The organism is Bradyrhizobium sp. MI1.10, from assembly GCF_055811035.1.
Genome location: NZ_JBVVPN010000004.1, coordinates 181,076 through 197,297, shown reverse-complemented (window position 1 = coordinate 197,297; position 16,222 = coordinate 181,076). Strand labels below are relative to the sequence as shown.

The following is a 16,222-nucleotide window of genomic DNA, read 5'->3' as shown; positions in this document are numbered from 1 at the left end:
TCGCAGTGTCAGAGATCCATCTCACCGGCCGTGCTGCCTCGCCGGGTCTCGCGATCGGACCGGTCACCATGCTGACTGCGGCTGTGGCCAGGCGGACAGCGAGCGACGATCCAGCGCAAGAGGCGGCGGCACTGCGGGCAGCGATTGAGGGCGCGAGGGCGGAGATCGCCAACCAGATCAAGACGATGCGGGGCGATGTAGCCGACATTCTCGAATTCCAGGTCGCCATGCTTGAGGATGATGCGCTGGCGGAGCCGGCATATGGGGTCATCTCGGACGGGATCACTGCCGACCACGCCTGGCGCTTGGCACTCGACGTGGAGATAGCTGGCTATCGCGCTGCTGAAGATGAATATTTCCGTGCCCGTGCGGCCGATATCGTCGACATCCGCGACCGCGTGCTTGCGCATCTGAGCGGCGTGGACACGGTCGCCAGGATTACCAGCGGCTCGATCGTGGCGGCTGACGACATCACCCCTTCCGCTTTTCTTGCTGCCGACTGGTCGCACGGCGGCGCCATCGCGCTGGCTGCGGGCTCACCTTCCTCGCATGTTGCGATGTTGGCGCGGGCGCGCGGGGCGCCCATGGTCGTTGGGCTCGGCCCACTGTCGTGGAACGGACAGCCACCTGCGCTGGCGCTCGTCGACGGCGATGCCGGCACCGTGATCTTTGATCCCGAGCCGGAAACGCGCCGCCTGTTCGAACAGCGCATGGCGGTTGCGAATGCCGCCCAAGCCGCCGCCGATGCCGCCTGCCTTGAGTCCGCACGCACGACCGACGGCCGGCGGATCGCGGTCCTTCTCAATATCGCCGCGCCCGAGGACCTCGCCGGCCTCGATCCTGCAATCTGCGACGGCATCGGCCTCGTGCGTACGGAATTTCTGTTCGAGGCGGCCCAAGGCCTGCCGGATGAGGATGCGCAATATGCAGTCTATCGGCGCATTCTCGAGTGGGCCGAGGGAAGGCCGGTGACAATCCGCACCCTCGATGCGGGCGGCGACAAGCCAATCGCCGGCTTGACGATCGATAACGAGCGCAATCCGTTCCTCGGTCTGCGCGGCATCCGTCTCTCGCTCGCGCGGCCGGAAGTGTTTCGGGTGCAACTGCGGGCACTGTGCCGTGCGGCTGTGCACGGGGTGCTGAAGGTGATGCTGCCGATGATCGCGGTCCCTTCGGAGCTCGATCGTGCGAATGCCCTGCTGGATGCAGAGTTCACGGCGCTCAGGGCCGAAGGGATCGCCTGCGCCCACCCGCCGCTCGGCATCATGGTCGAGGTCCCGGCGGCGGCGCTTCGCGCCGAGGATTTCGGCGCGGCGTTCTATTCCATCGGCTCGAACGACCTGACCCAGTACACGATGGCGGCGGCGCGCGACGTCGGTGCCGTCGCGGACCTCAACGATACCGGCAATCCGGCGGTGCTGGCGCTGATCTCTCGGACTGTCGAGGCCGGACGAAAGCGTGGCGTGGAGGTCTCACTCTGTGGTGACGCCGCGGCCGATACGCGCCTGACCGCGGCGCTGATCGCCACCGGGTTGACAATTCTCTCGGTGTCGCCGATTGCCGTCGCGCGGCTCAAGGCCGCAATCGCAAAGGTGCGTTCATGACGGATGAAGCAGGCGAGGATACCCGCGCGCCTGGTGACAGCAATGTGGCGGACTACAAGGCCATCCTGCGACGGGTGCTCGACAACAGGCCCTCGGGGACGCGGCTGAAGCTGGCGGCGGCGTTGGGCAAGAATCGCTCCTTCGTGACCCAGATCACCAATCCGGCCTATCTGGTTCCTATTCCGGCGAAGCATGTCGCGATCATCTTCGAAGTCTGCCATCTGTCAGGCACTGAGCGCGCGGCGTTCCTCAAAGCCTATGGACGCGCGCATCCCGGCCGGCTGCGCGCACCCCACCGCGAGGCGCGCACCCGCATTGTCTCGGTGACCGTACCCGACCTCGGCGACGACAAGAAGAACCGTGCGCTCGAACAGCTGATTGTGGATTTCGCCGCGCAACTCGCGCGCTATGCCGAAAGTGTGGGTTGAGCCATTGATTTGAACTTTAGACGAGATGGGAGGACGTTCATGAAAAAGCTGATCAACAGCACCGATACGATACTCGAAGAAAGTCTGGACGGTTTCGCGGCGGCTCATGCGGGTATCCTGCTTCTTGGTGCCGAGCGCAAATTCGTCCGGCGCCGCACGTTGAAGCCAGGCAAGGTCGCGCTGATTTCGGGTGGCGGCGCGGGACATGAGCCGCTGCATGCGGGCTTTGTCGGCCTCGGCATGCTCGATGCCGCTTGCCCCGGTCAAGTCTTCACCTCGCCGACGCCAGACCAGATGATCGAGGCCGCGGAGGCCGTCGACACGGGCGCAGGCGTGCTCTTCATCGTCAAGAACTACGAAGGTGACGTGATGAACTTCACCATGGCAGCCGAGATGGCCGCGCGGGAAGTTGCGAGCGTGGTGACTAACGACGACGTGGCTGTGGAGAAATCGACCTATACGACCGGTCGTCGCGGCGTCGCGGGGACATTGATCGTGGAAAAAATGGTCGGCGCTGCGGCCGAGACCGGAATGCCGCTTGCCGCTCTCACGGCGCTCGGCGAAGAGGTCAACCGGCGCACGCGCTCGATGGGGGTGGCGCTGTTGCCATGCACCGTGCCGGCCGTAGGGCGGCCAAACTTCGCATTGGCCGACAATGAAATGGAAATGGGCGTCGGCATTCATGGTGAGCCCGGCCGGCGCAGGGTGACGCTGGCGTCCGCCGATGCGATTGCCGCCGAGCTGCTCGATGCGATCCTGAACGATCTTGCGCCCGGCAAGGGGAGTGAAGTGCTGCTTCTCGTCAACGGGTTTGGCGCGACGCCTCTGATCGAACTCTATCTGATGGTCAATGCCGCAAAGCGGATTCTGGACAGCGCGGGGGTGGCAGTGGCGCGCTACCTGACCGGTTCCTACGTCACATCCCTCGACATGGCTGGTGTCTCGATCACCGTATCTGTGCTCGATAGCAAGTCGACGAAATTATGGGATGCCCCGGTGCAGACGGCAGCTCTGCGGTGGGGCGTCTGATCTCAGCTCGCGGCTTGGTTTTGATCACAAACAATGACTTATCGACTCCGCTCCCGCGAAACTAAGCCTCGTCGTTCCTACCCAAGAGAAAATCCATCGAAAGTTCAATGCAGCCCTCGCGGCTCAATTGTTGGAATGGCCCGCATCGCGCGGGCCATTCTTGTCTGGCGATGGATCGCCACGCTATCGGGCTGTACTCTGCCAAGCGAGCATTCGCTGCTCGACGAGCGACACCGCAATTGAGGTCAAATATCCGGTCGCACCGAGCAGAATGACGCCGGCGAACAGGTCGGCGGATCGGAACGCACGTGCCGAGAGCAAGACCCACTGGCCAAGGCCGTCGAGTCCGGCCAGGATCTCGCAGACCACCGAAAGGATCAGCGCGACCGTCAGGCTGAGCCGCATGCCCGCAAGGATGTCGGGCAATGCCGAGGGCAGGGCGATCTTGCCGATGACGGCGCCGCGCGACATCTGCAGCGAGCGGGCGACCTCGTAGAGCCGCGGCTCGACCACGGCAAAGCCGTGGATGGTTGCGAGCATGATCGGCCAGATCGCGCCGAAGGCGATGACGAACAGCGCCATGCCTTGCGTCAGCCCGAGCATCGCGATCGCGACCGGGATGATCGCGGAGACCGGCAGGGGCCGCAAAAATTCCAGGGACGGCGCCACATAGGCGCGCATCATCCTTGACGATCCGATCAGCGCGCTGAGCGCAATGCCGGCGATCGAAGCGGCGAGCCAGCCATAGGCCATGTGTTCGAGCGTGCCGATGAGCTTGCTTGCGAGATCGCCGCTCGAAAAGCCGCGCGCCAGGGCAGCCCAGGCTCGGTCCGGACCGGGCAGGAACACCGGTGAGACCAGCCGCAGATCGGCGACGAGCTGCCACGCCGCGATGAAACCGGCCGCGACGAGGATGCTTGCGAAACGCCAGAGGATCGCAGCGCGGCTCATGGATTGTCTCCGGTGAGCGCGGCACGGCCGAACAGCCGGCGCTGGGCCGCAATCAAAAGGAGGTTCAGCGCGTAGCCGATCACGCCGATCCAGAGCAGATAGGCGAGCATCAGGTCGGCGCGTAGCGCCTGCTGCGCCAGCATGATGCCGGCGCCCAGGCCGATCGGATTGATGGCGATCTCGACCGTGACAGCGACGATCAGGGCGATACCGGCCGACAGACGAAAGGCGATGAAGATCCGCGGCAGCGCGGCCGGGATCACGATCTTCGCGATCCGTTGCGCCGCGCTCAGCCGCAAAGCCCGTGACACTTCCATCAATCGCGGCTCGATGCCACGCACGGCGCTGCGCGTCATGATCAGCATCGGCCAGATGCAGGCGAACGCCACGATCACGATCTCCATCCGGTAGCCGAAGCCGAGCGCAATCAGCGTGATCGGCAGCAGCGCGATCGAGGGAATTGGGCGGATCGCCTCGACCGTTACCTCCATCAACCGGTCAAGCGGCCGCGACATTCCGAAGGCAATGCCGAGCGAAAGCCCGATGGCACTGCCGATCGCCAGTCCGGAAAAGGCGGCGAACAGTGTGTCGCGGGTCGCGGTCGGAATCGAGAGATCGGTAAGCGCCGCGGCCAGCGCCGCGAGGATCGCGCTGGGCGGGGCGAGGCTGTCGCTCTGCAGGTGGGTGAGGCGCGCCCAGAGCTCGAACGCAAGCATCAGCGTCAGCGGCAACAGCAAGGGCCTGGCGCGGTCGAGACTCAATGTTCGGTCGCCTTGATGAAGTCGAACAATTGCCGGCGCAGCCGCAGGAATTCCGGATGCTCGCGCGTGGCCAACTGGTCGCGAGGGCGCGGCAGGTCGACGTCGAGCTCGATGCCGATCCGGCCCGGATGCGGCAGGAGGCCGACGACGCGGTCGCCGAGGTAGATCGCCTCCTCGAGATCGTGGGTTACGAAGATCACGGTCGTTTGGCTCATTTGCGTCAGCGACAGGACCTCGTCCTGCAGCCCCTGGCGCGTCATCGCATCCAGCGCGCCGAACGGTTCGTCCATCAGCAGCGTCGTCGGCTCCTGCGCAAGGCAGCGCGCGATCTGCAGGCGCTGCTGCATGCCGCCCGACATTTCGGTCGGATATTTGTCAGCGTGATCGGACAAGCCGATCTTGCGCAGCAGCGCCGCGATGCGCGAGCTGCGCTCGCGTGCCGGAACACCGGAGGCTTCGAGCGCCAACGAGATGTTGCCGGCCGCGGTCCGCCACGGCAGCAGCGCCTTGCCGTAATCCTGGAATACGATCGCGACCTCGCGGCGCGGCCCGGTGATCGGCTCGCCGTCGAAGGTCACGACGCCGCTCCTAGGGCTGTAGAGGCCCGCGGCGAGCCGCAGCGCTGTGGTCTTGCCGCAGCCGGAGGCGCCGACAATGCAGAGGAATTCGCCCGGCCGCACCTCCAGATCAAGATTCTCGATGATGGTCTTGCCGCCGAGCTGCAGTGTCGCGGTGCTGAACGCGATCAGCGCCTTTTGCCGTCGCGCCGCGCGCGCCTCGTCGAGTCTGGCAACGACACTCATAATTGCTCCCCGCTTGTCGCCGGATACACGAAATTGATGGTCGAGTGCAGATGCGCGGCCAGCATCGCTTGCGCGGCGGCAAGATCGCGGGCGAGCACGCGGTCGGCGAGCATCTGGTGGCTCCGTATGAATTCCTCGCCGCTGTCGATGGCGCGCATCATCATGCGGCGGTAGCGATAGGCCTGATCGTAGAGGTCGGAATGGGCGGTCAGCATGCGCCGCGAGCCGCAGGCCGCGAGCAGCGCGGTGTGAAAGCCCTTGTGCAGCCGATCGAAATCGGCCGCACCCTCGCGGAATTCATTGCCGGTGCGCTCGATATGCCGGCGCATCTGATGCAGCGCGCTGACGATGCCGGCCTCCCAGGCGACGTCGCCGCGGAGGATGGCGAGCCTGACCGCCTCAATTTCGACCGCCGTCCGCATGCAGGTGATGTCGGCGAGATCGTCATGGCTGACCTCGGCGACACGAAAACCACGCTGGCCGATGCCGACGATCAGGCCGCGCGACATCAGCCGGGACAGGCCTTCGCGCAGGGGGGTGGCGCCGATCTCGTAGCGCTGCACGAGATCGACGATGCCGAGCCGCGATCCCGGTGCGAGATCCCCGGAAAGAATGTCCTGCTCGATGAGGTTTGCGGCGCGCTCGCTCAAAGTGCCGGCCTCAGCCGGAGGAGGTTCGAGAGTGCGCTCGGGGGCAGGCATTGCCAATGTCCTCAGTTTAGCACCAGTTTGGCGGGGTCGAGTTTCGACTGCAGCATCTTCTGCGACGACATCACATCGATCCACCAGGCGAGGTTTTCCGGCTTGAGATTCGGCTCGGACTGGTTCGGCGGTGTCGCCTTGACGAGCTCGAGTGGCTGCTTGGTGAACTTGGCGATCGAGGCGGAGGCCTTCTCGCGATCGCTATTGACGATTGCGGCGGCCTCCGCGATGGCTTCGCGGAACTTCTTCACCGTCGCCACATTCTTCTCGGCCCAGTCGCGCCCCGCGGCATAGAAAATGATCGGGTCGGTGCGGCCGAGCTCGGCGCCGTACCGCGCGCCGACCGAACCGATCCCCGCATTGGTCATGCGCGTGACGAACGGCTCGGCAGTGAGCACCGCATCGACGCCGCCTGACTTGATGATGTCAGCCATGGTCGGGAAGGTGACTTCGACGAAATTGACGCTTCTGGGCGGGACGCCTTTCTCCACGAGCCATTTCACGAACAGCACGTGGAGAAAGGCGTTGAGGCCGGGCGCGCCGACCTTCTTGCCGATGAAATCCCTCGGCTCCTTGATGGTGATGCCGTTGCGGACGAAGGCGGCGATCGCGGTGTTCGAGGTCGGGTTCATGACCGAGGCGCCGGCGATCGCGACAAGGTCGAGGCCGCCGTCGACGGCCTGGAGGAAGACGGTGGAGGTGGGGCCGCCGACCTGAATCGAGTTCGACAGGATTGCCGCCGGGATGTTGGAGTTGATCGCAATCGGCGTCATCTCGACATCCAGCCCGTGCTTTTTGAAAATGCCTTCATCGACAGCCACCATGGCCGAGGCGCAGTCGGAGGTCGCAGTGCAGCCGATCTGGATCTTGGCCTGCGCCAGCGCGGGTGCCGTCCAGGCAACGGACCCTGCAACTCCAAGCGCGAGACCCAACATCGCCTTGATCTGCGTTCGCCTCACAGCGCTCTCCCCAATTTGTATTTTTCAGGCTTGTTTATCGATATTTTATCTGATCATATATTTCAAACGATAGCAAGGGGTACCCAAGATGAAGCTCGCAACATTCAGATCTGCCGGTCAGGAGAAGATCGGAGCCGTCCATGACAATGACAGCCAGCTGTTCGACTTCGCCGCCGCCGCCGCGCGGGACGGCCAGGCCGATCCGGCCTTCGGCTCGATGCTGGCGCTGATCGACGCCGGGCCCCGCGCGCTCGATCGGGCCAGGGCCCTGCTCGACAAGCACGGCCCGGACGCGACGCTGTCGGCGGCAGTCAGTGCCGTCGACATCCTCGCGCCGGTGCCGGAGCCGCGGCAGATGCGCGACGGCATGTCGTTTCCCCTGCACATCCTGCAAGCGCCACGCGGGCAGCGGAAGCTCGCCGCCCGCGCCAGGGGCGACATGGCCGAACTGGCCCGCATCGACGCCGAGCCGCTCGGCGAGCTGCCCGAGGTCTATCGCAAGCAGCCGATCTTCTACATCACCAACCGCTTCAGCGTCCGCGGCACCAACACCACGGTGAAATGGCCGCGCTACAGCAAGGTCATGGACTACGAGCTCGAATTCGGAATCATCACCAAGAACAAGGGTGCGAACGTCTCCGCCGCGAATGCGAAGGATCACATCTTCGGCTACACGATCTTCAACGATTTCTCCGCGCGTGACGCACAGCGCATCGAGATGGAGGGACGGCTCGGCCCGGCCAAGGGCAAGAGCTTCGACGGCGGCAACGTGATGGGTCCTTGGATCGTGACACCGGACGAGATCGGTGATCCCTATCATTTGAAGATGGAAGCGCGCGTCAACGGCGAGACCCGCTCGAAGGGCGTGAGCGAGGGCATGTTGTTTTCCTTCGAGGAGATCATCGCCCATGTCACGCAGGACGAGACGCTGATGCCCGGCGAATTCATCGGCTCCGGCACGGTCGGCAATGGCTGCGGCCTCGAGCTCGGCTGGTTTCTCGGGCATGGCGATACGATCGAGCTCGCGGTCGAGAAGATCGGTATTTTGAAGAACCGCGTCGAGCGGCAAGAAGTCTGAAGGGACGCCTGACGGCCCCAACGAGAACAATCAACGAGGAAGCGCCATGACGACCAAGCTGATCGACATTTCCGTCCCCCTCCAGAACGACGTGCCGGCCGACCCGCCCGGCAATCATCCGACGATCCAGTATATCGACCACCAGCAGGGCCTGCCGCGCATGCTGCAGTTCTTCGACGGGTTGAAGGCCGAGGATCTGCCCGACGGGCAGGGTTGGGCGGTGGAACAGGTCAGTCTCTCGACCCACAACGGCACGCATCTCGACGCACCCTGGCATTTTCACCCGACCATGAATCGCGGCGAGCGTTCCTGGACCATCGACGAAGTGCCGCTGGAATGGTGCTTCCAGCCCGGCGTGAAGCTCGACTTCCGGCACCTGCCCGACGGCTATGTCGCAACGGCCAAAGACGTCGAGGCCGAGCTCAAGCGCATCGGCCATGAGCTGAAGCCGTTGGAGATCGTCGTGGTCAACACCAGCGCCGGTGCCAAATATGGCCGGCAGGACTACGTCACGTCGGGCTGCGGGATGGGCTATGAAGCAACCATGTACCTGCTCGAGCGCGGTGTGCGCCTGACCGGTATCGACGGCTGGAGCTGGGACGCGCCGTTCGTTCATACCGCGAAGAAATACGCCGAAACCAGGGACGCCAGGCTGATCTGGGAAGGTCACAAGGCCGGCCGCCATATCGGCTATTGCCATCTCGAGAAGCTGCACAATCTCGAATTGCTGCCGTCGACCGGCTTCAAGGTGTCATGCTTCCCCGTGAAAATTGAGCGAGCCTCTGCAGGATGGACGCGAGCGGTCGCAATTTTGGAGAGCTAGCCTCTCAGGCCCCGTGCGCGCCAATCGCGGTTCAAATGGCCATCATCAGCAATAGTCGGTCTCCGGTTGCGCTTGCACCATTGAACTTACCGTTCGACATGCTTCTGAGTTTGGGCGGACGATCGCAGGAAATATCGCAGATTTGAGTCATGTTGGGGAAAAGCGATAGCGGTTTCCCGACTTGAGCCCCCGACGAGTCAAGATCCGTGTTCCGCCGCGCTCTGGTTAAACTGAGACCCGTCATTCCGACGAAGAGAAAACCCACGGTAGGTCCAATGTAGGTCTGGCGGTGAAGTTGTCGGAATGGGCATTGATCTTCCAAGCAAATCATACGCCTCTTAATCGGCGGGTCCCAGGTTCGAGCCCTGGTGCGCCAAGACGGATGGGGTCGACGAGAAAAAGGCGGATCTCGTGCGACGTTTTTTGCGATCGTGCCCCGGATAGCAGTGCGACTTATGCTTTTTTGTTTATTTCTGCATCTTCGCGCAATGCGATACGGTGTGCAGATTCAACGGTACAGGCCGACTACGCGCTCGTCGTAGAATAGGATACTAGGGCGGGCAAAACGGACAACCTGTTTTGCCCAGTCGCCTCGTGATCCCTCGACCGTTCTGCGACAGCTTGGTGATTTAATCCCCGCCGCGGCAGCCGGGATCGGCAGGGCTGTGATCGACTTGATCTTCTCGACCGCAAAGCGCGAGGTGCGTGCTCGAAGTTGGAACCGGCAATCCGGCCACAATCAAGAAGCGTCGGCAGGGTGGGCCGGTACGGTGAAGTGAAAAATTGCGCCGTGGGGCTGGTTGCGCGTCACCCACAAGCGTCCGGCATGCGCTTCGATAATCGAACGACAGATCGACAGTCCCACCCCCAAACCGCTGGGCTTCGTCGTGTAGAAGGGCGCGAAGGCGTGCTCGAAGGTTTCAGAGCTCATCCCCGGTCCCGAGTCCTTTACCTCGACGAGAACACCGTTCGGTGCAGCCTGCGCGGTGGTGATCAGCACTTTGTTGGCTCCATTCGCGACCGTGCCGATTGCCTGGACAGCGTTGACAATCAGGTTGAGAACCACTTGTTGCAATTGGACGCGGTCGCCCTCGACAAGCGGCAAGCTGTCTGCAAATTCCGTCTGCACCGAGATGCCGTTCTTCATCGCTTCGCCGCGGGTAAGCTCAATAACGTCCCTGATCGCCTCATTGATGTCCAAGCGATCCTTCCGGGGCGGTGCTTTTTTGACGAGATCGCGAATTCGTTGGATGATGTCGCTGGCCCGAGCGGTATCGTTCATAAGCCAGTCCAGTGATTCCCTGACCCTCTCAAGATCCGGCGGATTTCTCTCCAGGAATCGCGCGGCCGCACCAGCATTCATGGATGCCGCGGCAATCGGCTGGCTCACTTCATGCGCGATCGAGGCCGTGAGTTCGCCCATGGTGGCGAGGCGGTTAGCGTGCGCAAGCTCCTTCTGTATCTCGCGCAGCGCCTCTGCGGCCCGCTTCTGTTCGGTGATGTGCCGTCCAACGCCGCGATAACCGATGAAGTGCCCGGACTTGTCGAGCACCGGCAGCCCGGAGACGGACACGTAGCGCTTGCCGCCATCGGGCGTAGGGCGCGCGAGCTCGAAATCGCGGAACGGAAGGTGGGCATCGAGCGTCTCCCGATGCTTGCGCCAAGCCTCCTCGTCGGGCTCCAAGTAGGGCACTTCCCAGCGCGTCTTACCAAGTTCAGAGCCCGACGCGGGTGCGTCGACCATGCCTTCGGCGAATTCCTGGCGAATGAAACGATGCCGCGCATCGGATTCCCAGTACACGTCGAAAGAGAACTGTACGAGAGTCCGGAAACGCTCCTCGCTCTCCTGCAGAGCCACTTCCGATCGTTTGCGCTCCGTCAGGTCAACGACAAAGGAGACGCCCTGGTCTCGTTGTTCGTCGAACGCAGCCATGCCGATCAACACCGACACGCGGCTTCCGTCCTTGCGGAAATACTCTTTCTCGAACGGCTGCACGCTACCCATCTTTTTTAGTTCCGGGATCCACCATCGCTCGTGGCGGTCGAGCCATTCAGGCGGCGTCAGGTCAGTCCAGCGCAGGCGGCCCGAGACGAGATCCTCACGGTCGTATCCCACGATGCTGAGAAACGCATCGTTGGCCTCCAGAATCGAACCTTCAAGCTCCCAGATGATGATTCCGATGATGTTGGCATCGACAAGGCGTCGGATTTTCGCTTCCCGTTCTCCGAGATCGCGGTACAAAGCCGCATTTTCCAGCGCGATTGCTGCCTGTGAGGCGAGCAGCTTCAGCACCGCAATTCGCGCCGGTGCAACAACGTAGGGCGTCAGTGTATTCTCGAGGTAAAGCACGCCGATAACTTTCGCACGGTTGATCAGGGGCATGCAGAGAATGGAACGAGCGTTGCGCTGATTAACGTAGGGGTCCGTGGCAAAGGGAGGCTGGACCGTGGCATCCCCGAGAACCGCGCACTCTCTGGTTCGCAGTACGTAATGGAGAACGGATTCGGGAAGGAGATCCGCGGTCACCGCTGTATTGCGCAGTTCAACAGTAACTTTATCGCCGGTTGTCGTGGCTTCCGCTTCAATGCGCGGCTCGGTGTCGTGCGACAGGATCAGCAGACCGCGTTCAGCCCCTGCTTGTTCGATGGCAGTGCGCATGAGCGTCTCGATAAGCGTCTCCAGCACCATCTCACCTGACACCGCTTCCGACACCTTGATGACAGTGGCGAGGTCGAGATGCTCGATCGGCGCTCCAATCGTGCTCATCGGGCCTGGCTCTGATCTCGCCTCCCTGAGGTGCGGGTGCATATCCTCAAGTTGCCGCACTTTACCGTCTGCCCCCCAACGAACATAGCAGTCGCGCGCTCTCCGCAAATAGATGCCAGCAAATTCTTCGAAACCACGCGCGCCGTAAAACCGCGCGGCCAATTCATAAGCGATCGCCTCGTGGTGGACGAAGCCGTTGTCGCGAGCGGAGCGGATGGCTTGTTCATAGAGACGCTCCGCGTCCAGTTCTCTGCCTTGGAGACGGGCGATCTCGGCGCCCGTTAGAATAGCGCGGTCCGCGAAATTCTCCGGGCAATTCTGTGCCCACAAATCGAGCTGCGTGTGGTGCCCAGTCAAGGCCTCAAGGTGCCCTTGACGTTGTTCGGGGTGTGCCGAATTCCAGCATGCAGCGTGTGATAGCGCTGCATAGAACTCGTATTCCACCGTCTCGAGTAGCTGCGGTGGTGACCACGGCAGTCTCCGCGCCTTCGATGCGGCGTCGACGGCCGGCGAATAGTCGCCGGAAAAGAAGCACGCTTGCAGCTTGCGGATCCAATACCAGCTCTCGGGCAGCGCGAATGCCGGATCGGCGGCCAAACTCCGTTCGAACCGAAGCTCGTCGGACGGGTCGTCGTGCAGAGCGCCGAAACGCCGCGTCAGGCCGCGCAGCATACGGATTAGCCCAAGCTGCGGCATTATGATGTCGGCCACCAACGCAAACTTCGCCTTCTTGCTCAACTGCAACCCGTGCTCGGCTTCGCGCTGCGCTTCTGCAAGCGCATCGCCCGCCGCAAGGAAATTCGTATTCAAGCTGGCGCAACTGAAGGCCGCGAACGTGACGTCGCCACTGCTGCTCGCGGCCTCAAATGCGCGCTGAAAGGCGTCTCGGGCATGCTGGAGGTGCTTGGTCCATGAAAGGACAAGGTTGCCATAGTTCAGGTAGGTCCTGGCGTGCACGCGCGAAAATCCGCGCCGCTCGACCAGCTCAGTGCCGATACGGCTGAATCGAAGGCCCGCCTGATAGTCGCCGAAGCGCGCGCCGGCAATGGCGCCGAACATGACGTAAGGAACGCATGAAGCATCGTTGTTCCCCCACTCGAGGCTGATCTCCACCGCTTTTAGGGCCACCAGCGAGCGAAGGTTCGCATCAGTGAAAAACGCCGGCGGCATGAGCGCCGTCAAAAGATCTATGGTCGCTAGTGCGAGTGCATCACTCATCAACGGCAGATCCAATAGCTCCTCGACCGACCGATTCCCGAGCCGAGATCGGACGTGCTCGTATTCGCGTCGGACGTCATCATCGCTTGGGTGGACTACCCATCGAATCCCGAGTTGTTCCAGATAGCTGAGACCGGCGCTAACCGCGCGGTCCGGCTCACTGAGCGCCGTATACAGATCCACCCGGCGGCGCGCGACGACAGCAAGGTCGGCGGCGGTCGCGGTTCGCGTCGTCAGCTCCTGCAAGCGCTGTTCTGCCTCCAGGACCGAGCCAGTCACGAACTCGCATTCGGCGCGATGCAACTCGAACGCAAAGGCAAGCTGCTGGCGTTGCTCCCAGCAGTCGTCTGGTAACAACGCGGCACCGGCAGCGGCATAGTTGAGCGATGCCGCGTAGGCCGCCGCCCCCCACGCGCGCAGGCTGGCTGTCAGATTAAGCTCTGCGAGTTGCTCGCGTTCGTCTCGCGAGGTGATCAAGGGCTCGCCACGGTTGAGCTGGTTGACGATCTCGAAAATAGCCCTCTCCCACTTCTCCCGGGGGGTCTGCGCCAGCAGCTCCCGACCGATTCGCAAATGCAGCGCCGCGCGTTGATCATCCGCAATCAGCGAGTAGGCGGCTTCGTGCACTCGATCGTGGACAAACCGATACACTCCTGGCTGGTGCTCGACCAATTCCTGGCGAATGGCCTCCCACAGATCCGCGTGTACCCGCTGCTCGGAGCGACCGAGGACGATCGAAATTGTCCTCGTGTCGGCGATGTTGCCGAGACAGGCCAGCCGCTGCAGCGTGATCTGCGTCTCGGCAGGCAGGCGGGTCAGCTTTGCGATCATCAGATCCACGACATTGTCGGTGTGGCCCTTGACGTGAATGCGAGCGAGATCCCAGCACCAGCACCGTGCGTCGTGATCGAAGCGGACCAATCCCTCTTCGGCAAGCGCCTGAAGGAATTGAATCACAAAGAATGGGTTGCCAGCCGTCTTATCGTGAATCAACTTCGCGAGTGGCGCGGCACGCGTCGAATCGCAGCGAAGAGCATCGGAAATCAAACGCGAAATGTGTGAGCTGGCAAGCGGCGCTAGAATGATCTGCTGCACGTTAGCGCCAGCACTCTTTATGGCCTCAAGCCTGTACCACAATGGATGAGCGACGGTGACCTCGTTGTCGCGAAAGGCGCCGATCAGCATCAGGTATTGCAGTTCGGAGCGGGTTAAAAGGTCCTCGATCAGATCGAGCGTGGCGGCATCGACCCACTGGAGATCGTCGAGGAACAACGCCAATGGATGCTCGGACTGTGCGAATACCCCTATGAAGCGCCGGAGCACGAGACGGAAGCGGTTCTGTGCTTGCTGCGGAGGGAGCTCAGGGACGGGTGGCTGCTCTCCGATGATCAACCGCAATTCAGGGATCAGATCGGTAACAAGTCGTCCATTGGCGCCCAGCGCACCACGAAGCGCTTGGCGCCAGTGCGTCAGCTCGGCTTCGTTGTTGCTCAGAAGGAACCGCACGAGACTCTGAAAAGCCTCCACTACCGTTGAATAGGGAATATCGCGTTTGTACTGGTCGAACTTGCCTGATGCGAACAGCCCGTGGGACGGAACAAGGCGACGATGGAGCTCATTGACTACCGAGGATTTACCAACGCCGGAATAGCCGGTAACCAGCATCAATTCCGGCGCGCCGCTCTTGATCATCCGGTCAAAGGCGGCCAGCATGGCTTCAATCTCGCGGTCCCGTCCGTAGAGCTTCTCAGGGATCCGCAGTCGGTCGGGCGTGTCGTATTGTGCGAGCGCGAACTCTTCGACGCGGCCTCCGGTTTCCCATTCAATCAGGCAGCGGCGTAGATCATGTTCGAGGCCTGAAGCGCTCTGGTAGCGTTGCTCGGCGGATTTGGCGAGCAGCTTGAGGACTATGGTCGAGATTGCAGCCGGTACAGTGCTTACCCGCTCGCCGGGCGCCACTGGCTTTCGCGCAATGTGGCAATGCACCCACTCCATGGAATGTGCCGCTGAGAACGGCAACGAGCCGGTCAGCATCTGATAGAGCGTAACGCCAAGTGAATAGAGGTCACTCCGGAAATCGATCGACCGGTTCATCCATCCGGTCTGTTCGGGAGCCATATAGGGCAGCGTGCCCACGATGAATTCCGGCGGCCCAGGGGCGCGTCGCTCGCGGGCGAGGCGCGAGGCGATACCGAACCCGGTGAACCGGACCCGTCCGTCCTCGCAGTTCACCATAATATGCGCCGGCTTCACGTCCTTGTGGACGAGGCCGCGTTGGTGCACCTTGTTCAGGGCTGCGGCGATGCCGATCGCGAGCTGCAGAAAGCGTCCGATGTCCATGGGCGCACCAAGCAACTGTTCGAGCGGCTGGCCACCAGGATCCTCGAGCAGCAGCACTGGACGGTCACCATCGCACTCCAGCCCGAGCGGCCGCATTGCCCAAGTCTCATCTAATTGGTCTTTCAGCGCAAACTCGTGATCAAGACGATCGAGGAGGCCGGACGAAGCGTGTTTCGCCTTGGGAAGTACGGCCAATACAGTTCTGCAGGCGCCATCGGAAGCCGGACGCAATGGCCGGCAAAAGATGCGGTCATCGTCCTCCCATAGCACTTGGAACCGGCTATCCATGCGCATCAACCCAAAACGCTGGGTTCAACCCCGAAGCCTCCGCGTGACCAATATCGGGCGAGGAGGTACTGTGTTGCGCTCTGTGGCTACATCGACACTGCCATAAAAGCGGGCTTCTGCCCAGCGTAAGCTGCGGCGCCAGGCAGATGACGGCGAGAAAGCCGAAGCGCCGCTAGCCGGACACCAACCGTGTTCGCGCGCGAGCCGGCGGGCGAATTCAGCTGCGTATCGAACTCGAAATATGCTGCCCGATGCGTCGCCACAACTTCTGCTGGCCGTCCGGACCGGCTCGAATGCGAACGGCTTCTGCGGCTCAGGTGTGGTCTGGGCACCGGATTGCTATGCGGTGCGGCCCACGAGCTGATTGGCTCATAAAGCGGACGCGCACCGCCTTTGATTCCGGTCGCCTTCATCCCACTCTATGGTAGCAATCCGTGGTTAATGTCCACCATCATTCAGAATTCAGAGCATT

11 protein-coding genes are annotated in these 16,222 nt (G+C 62.4%); 5 read left to right on the top strand and 6 right to left on the bottom strand.

Annotated features, from left to right (window positions below; all coding sequences use genetic code 11):
• Positions 1 to 5 precede the first annotated feature (5 nt).
• From ptsP to dhaK, 3 genes are read left to right on the top strand one after another with little or no spacing between them, the layout of a single operon-like run.
• A complete protein-coding gene (gene ptsP / locus AC0L3K_RS06855) occupies positions 6 to 1,604 on the top strand; it encodes a phosphoenolpyruvate--protein phosphotransferase (RefSeq protein ID WP_473365640.1) in 1,599 nt (532 codons plus the stop codon).
• The gene (locus AC0L3K_RS06850) at positions 1,601 to 2,032 is read left to right on the top strand and encodes a hypothetical protein (protein ID WP_007592625.1); all 432 of its coding nucleotides are present in this window, start codon (positions 1,601 to 1,603) and stop codon (positions 2,030 to 2,032) included. Before ptsP ends, AC0L3K_RS06850 begins: the two co-directional genes overlap by 4 nt.
• Positions 2,033 to 2,071: 39 nt before the next feature.
• On the top strand, positions 2,072 to 3,061 hold the full coding sequence (gene dhaK / locus AC0L3K_RS06845; RefSeq protein ID WP_007592624.1) for a dihydroxyacetone kinase subunit DhaK: 990 nt from the start codon (positions 2,072 to 2,074) through the stop codon (positions 3,059 to 3,061).
• A 183-nt stretch (positions 3,062 to 3,244) separates the two neighbouring features.
• Here dhaK and AC0L3K_RS06840 read toward each other — a convergent pair whose 3' ends face one another.
• Genes AC0L3K_RS06840 through AC0L3K_RS06820 form a run of 5 tightly spaced genes read right to left on the bottom strand, consistent with a single transcriptional unit; the run spans position 3,245 to position 7,236 of the window.
• Positions 3,245 to 4,012: an ABC transporter permease gene (locus AC0L3K_RS06840; protein ID WP_473365639.1), complete on the bottom strand. Its 768-nt coding sequence runs from the start codon at positions 4,010 to 4,012 to the stop codon at positions 3,245 to 3,247.
• Positions 4,009 to 4,773: an ABC transporter permease gene (locus AC0L3K_RS06835; protein ID WP_007592622.1), complete on the bottom strand. Its 765-nt coding sequence runs from the start codon at positions 4,771 to 4,773 to the stop codon at positions 4,009 to 4,011. Before AC0L3K_RS06835 ends, AC0L3K_RS06840 begins: the two co-directional genes overlap by 4 nt.
• The gene (locus AC0L3K_RS06830) at positions 4,770 to 5,576 is read right to left on the bottom strand and encodes an ABC transporter ATP-binding protein (RefSeq protein ID WP_473365638.1); all 807 of its coding nucleotides are present in this window, start codon (positions 5,574 to 5,576) and stop codon (positions 4,770 to 4,772) included. The genes AC0L3K_RS06835 and AC0L3K_RS06830 overlap by 4 nt, the downstream gene beginning before the upstream one ends.
• A complete protein-coding gene (locus tag AC0L3K_RS06825; RefSeq protein ID WP_473365637.1) occupies positions 5,573 to 6,277 on the bottom strand; it encodes a GntR family transcriptional regulator in 705 nt (234 codons plus the stop codon). The genes AC0L3K_RS06830 and AC0L3K_RS06825 overlap by 4 nt, the downstream gene beginning before the upstream one ends.
• Positions 6,278 to 6,288: 11 nt before the next feature.
• Positions 6,289 to 7,236 (bottom strand): ABC transporter substrate-binding protein, encoded by a 948-nt coding sequence (locus tag AC0L3K_RS06820; protein WP_473365636.1) that lies wholly within the window; start codon positions 7,234 to 7,236, stop codon positions 6,289 to 6,291.
• A gap of 88 nt (positions 7,237 to 7,324) precedes the next feature.
• Here AC0L3K_RS06820 and AC0L3K_RS06815 point away from each other — a divergent pair, with 88 nt between their 5' ends.
• Positions 7,325 to 8,314 carry a fumarylacetoacetate hydrolase family protein gene (locus tag AC0L3K_RS06815; RefSeq protein ID WP_007592614.1) on the top strand — a complete coding sequence of 330 codons (990 nt, stop codon included), beginning with the start codon at positions 7,325 to 7,327 and terminating at the stop codon, positions 8,312 to 8,314.
• Between the two features lie 46 nt (positions 8,315 to 8,360).
• A complete protein-coding gene (locus AC0L3K_RS06810; RefSeq protein ID WP_007592612.1) occupies positions 8,361 to 9,137 on the top strand; it encodes a cyclase family protein in 777 nt (258 codons plus the stop codon).
• A 739-nt stretch (positions 9,138 to 9,876) separates the two neighbouring features.
• On the opposite strand, the gene AC0L3K_RS06805 is transcribed toward AC0L3K_RS06810, so the two are convergent.
• On the bottom strand, positions 9,877 to 15,756 hold the full coding sequence (locus tag AC0L3K_RS06805; protein WP_473365635.1) for an AAA family ATPase: 5,880 nt from the start codon (positions 15,754 to 15,756) through the stop codon (positions 9,877 to 9,879).
• Between the last annotated feature and the right edge of the window lie 466 nt (positions 15,757 to 16,222).